Origin of the sequence: Flavobacterium sp., from assembly GCF_036405015.1 — a bacterium.
Classification (GTDB): domain Bacteria; phylum Bacteroidota; class Bacteroidia; order Flavobacteriales; family Flavobacteriaceae; genus Flavobacterium.
Map to the genome: position 1 here is coordinate 1 of NZ_DASWYK010000253.1, position 3,441 is coordinate 3,441.

General features: G+C 30.8%; 5 protein-coding genes, 2 tRNA genes and 1 rRNA gene. 2 read left to right on the top strand and 6 right to left on the bottom strand.

All coding sequences use genetic code 11. The annotated features are described in order from the left end of the window. The coding region (locus VGE71_RS22115) for a glycogen/starch synthase (protein ID WP_331140266.1) at nt 1-377 on the bottom strand (377 nt) is incomplete at its 3' end. Nucleotides 378-492: 115 nt separating this feature from the next. Between VGE71_RS22115 and VGE71_RS22120 the strand changes: the two genes are divergently transcribed. Then, nucleotides 493-1,359 (top strand): alpha/beta hydrolase, encoded by an 867-nt coding sequence (locus VGE71_RS22120; protein ID WP_331140270.1) that lies wholly within the window; start codon nt 493-495, stop codon nt 1,357-1,359. 48 nt (nt 1,360-1,407) lie between these two features. Further along, nucleotides 1,408-2,064, top strand: coding sequence for an endonuclease III (locus tag VGE71_RS22125; protein ID WP_331140267.1), 657 nt, complete (start codon nt 1,408-1,410; stop codon nt 2,062-2,064). On the opposite strand, the gene VGE71_RS22130 is transcribed toward VGE71_RS22125, so the two are convergent. From VGE71_RS22130 to rrf, 5 genes are all read right to left on the bottom strand, one after another. After that, entirely contained in the window at nt 2,065-2,499 is a 435-nt protein-coding gene (locus VGE71_RS22130) for a nuclear transport factor 2 family protein (protein WP_331140268.1), read from the bottom strand. Between the two features lie 17 nt (nt 2,500-2,516). Next, the gene (locus VGE71_RS22135; protein ID WP_331140269.1) at nt 2,517-2,969 is read right to left on the bottom strand and encodes a DUF1569 domain-containing protein; all 453 of its coding nucleotides are present in this window, start codon (nt 2,967-2,969) and stop codon (nt 2,517-2,519) included. A 115-nt stretch (nt 2,970-3,084) separates the two neighbouring features. Then, nucleotides 3,085-3,170 (bottom strand) — tRNA-Leu (locus VGE71_RS22140). A gap of 6 nt (nt 3,171-3,176) precedes the next feature. Further along, nucleotides 3,177-3,249 (bottom strand) — tRNA-Phe (locus VGE71_RS22145). 69 nt (nt 3,250-3,318) lie between these two features. Then, a 5S ribosomal RNA gene (gene rrf / locus VGE71_RS22150) occupies nt 3,319-3,428 on the bottom strand. Nucleotides 3,429-3,441 lie beyond the last annotated feature (13 nt).

Sequence of the window (3,441 nt, forward strand, 5' to 3'; positions counted from 1 at the left end):
ATTTTATTTCTAGCTATAATCCAATCTAAAGCTGCGATTTGAAAAGATAAAAATCTTTCAATATCATCTTCATAACCATAAACATTTGGGCGATTAAACAATTCATTAATTTCAATGAGGTACAACTCATAACCAAGTTTATCTGTTTCTTCTTTTAAAACACTAAATGGAAAATTAAAATTGCCAAGTTTCACTGTCCCCCAATGTACACATTCGAAACTATTTTCATTTCTAAATTTTGTATCATAACAAGGAACTACAACTCTTACCTCATGACCAGCATTAGTTTGATATTTTGGTAAAGCTCCTACTACATCTGCCAAACCACCTACTTTGGCCATAGGATAACATTCTGCACTAATATGAAATATTTCCATTTCAAAAATTAATTTGTGATTATTTATTAAGAAACATCATTATATGCTACTTTTATCTTTTTTAAATTTAGCAAAAAAACAGGCAGAGTGCTGCTTAGAAACAAGTTTTATTGAAATGGCAAAAAAGGCAATTAATCCTACTAGATCCTTAAAAATTCCACAGTTTATTATAATATCTGCCAAAATTTGTGCATTTGTATCTAAAAATCTAGCTACCAAATTTGCGGCAAGAATTTTTACAACTCCTATAAAACATAAAGTTCCTAAACGCGAGTTTGAGATGAATAGTAAAAGTAATAAGACAACTATTCATATTCCAGCGATAAATAAAAACATAACAATTTATCAGTATGGCCAAAGCGAGAACAAAGTTTTATTAGTTCATGGTTGGTCTGGCAGAGGAACACAATTATTCAAAATAGCTGATGAATTAGTGCACTACGGTTATTCTACAATTAGTTTTGACGCTCCAGCTCATGGCAAATCTGAGGGAAAAACTACAATAATGTCCGAGTTTATAGCTTCTATACTAGAAATTGAAAAACAATTTGGTCCTTTTGAAATTGCAATTGGCCATTCATTGGGTGGAATGTCTGTTTTAAATGCAATAAAAGATGGTTTAAAAGTGAATAAAGCCGTTGTAATTGGAAGTGGAGATATTATTCAGGATATTTTAGATGAATTCATTCTGAAATTGAAATTAAAGAAAGAATTTAGCGAACACTTGCGTTTATTTTTTGAAAATAAATATCAAGTAAAAATGGATGATTTTTCAGCATATCGAGCAGCACAAAAGGTCAAAATTCCAGTTTTAGTAATACATGATAATGATGATCCAGAAGTTTCTGTAAAAGCAGGAATTCATATTCATCAAAACCTTGAGAATGGTACATTATTTTTAACGGATGGCTTGGGACATCGAAAAATCCTTGGAAATCAAAATGTTATAAAAAGAGTATTAAAATTCATTAAAAACGACTAACTTTATAGATAACTAATTCAATATCAAAATAAAAAGATCTCTAATAAAATGGATTTATTTGGCGAAACAGAAAATTGGGAAACTAAATTAAAGCCCATTCTTAAAAAATATAAAGGAAAAAAGCATCCTTTAGACTATCAAAACACCTATCAGCTTTTGGTTATGGTTGTATTATCTGCTCAGGATTCTGATGCAAATATTAATTCTATTTCTCCTGTTTTATTTGAAAAATATCCAACTCTAAATAGCATAGCTAAAACTGATTTAGAAACTTTTTTACCTTATGTAAGTAAAGTTCGAAATCATAACACTAAAGCAGAATGGCTTTTAGAAATTGCAAAAAAAATTAAAAACGACAAAGATATTCCGTTGACTATGTCGGGTCTAACCGCTTTAAAGGGAATCGGAAGAAAATCTGCAAATGTAATTTTAAGAGAAACCGGCAAACCAGCTGAGGGAATCATTGCTGATTTACACGTAATTAGAGTTGCACCAAGAATAGGAATAATTAAGGAATCAAAAGATGGGAATAAAGTAGAAAAAGACTTAATGCAGGCTTTACCCAAAAACATTTGGTCAGAGATAGGAATGGCAATCTCATTTCTTGGCAGAGAAATATGTAGACCTAAACCAAAATGTCCTGAATGTCTTTTAAACGACATCTGCCTATATTATAGTACTGAAGTTGAAGTTCTAAAAAATTAACTATTTTCTTCTTGTGTCAATTAAATAAATAATTTTCCAGGAATCATTTTCTTTGAATAATGTAAAAGCATTTACTCCTGTATGACTTAATTTGTCATTGAGATAAAACTCATATGGAGTCCAGACATGTGCCATTGATCCATCAATCTGAATAGTATAACTCAATATTTTTTCTTGAAATTTCATGTTTGAAGGAATAGACGCAATAGATTTATAAAATTCTCCAACATTTTCATTTTTCAATTTATTTCCTTTGACAACATTTTCGCTAATTGATTGTAAAATTATTTTATCAGAGCAAACCGTTTTAATTTTAACCGAATCCTTCTGATGAAACCCTTCAAAAAATATCTCAATGCTCTTTTGAACTTCTTGTTTTTGTGCATTACAGATCAATCCAAAAAAAATAAAAAACAATATATAATGAATTTTCATATTACTAACTTTAAACGTTAAACTCCAAATTGAGTAAAATGATGATCCAAATGTTTTGCAAACATGTTATTCCACTCTCTCGAAGATAACTTACCAAAAGAAAGAGATTCCTTTCCTTCAAATTCACTTTCTCCTAACAATAAGGTTTTATTAATATAAGAAATGAGTCTTTCTTTTTCAATCTCAAAATTTCTATCATCATTTATAATAAACTGCGGAGCAGTTTTTATATTTTTGGGATAAGGAGATTCGTCTACTACTTTATTTTTTACGAATGATTTTAAAAGAAATCTCATAAAAGCGTTAGGCTTTTTATGAATATCATCATACACCATTTCATATGTAACATTACAATGGGCCAACATCTTATCAACAGACATTTTACCCCAAAGCGGCTGTGAATCTGGCTTAAGCTGATTAATTCTTCCTATAAACTGATCACAATCTTCTTTTATAAATACATTTTGCATAATTTTAAATAGTTTAATAAACTAAAAAAGTGAAGTAAAAATATAAAAATTAGCGAGTAATCTTAATTTAAGGCAAAAAAAAACTTCAATTAGGTTTAACTAATTGAAGTTTTAGTACTCAGAGCGGGACTTGAACCCGCACGAACATTGCTGTTCACTGGATTTTAAGTCCAGCGTGTCTACCAATTTCACCATCCGAGCATTATGTGGTACCTCCAGGGATCGAACCAGGGACACATGGATTTTCAGTCCATTGCTCTACCATCTGAGCTAAGGTACCATATTGCTTATATTTCTATAAGCAAAAATTAGAATAAAAAACCCCGTTTTAAAACAGGGTTTTTCAAAAGAAAGGCGACGACATACTCTCCCACATGATTGCAGTACCATCTGCGCAGGCGGGCTTAACTTCTCTGTTCGGGATGGGAAGAGGTGAGCCCCGCCGCAATAACCACCTTAAGAAGTTATAATT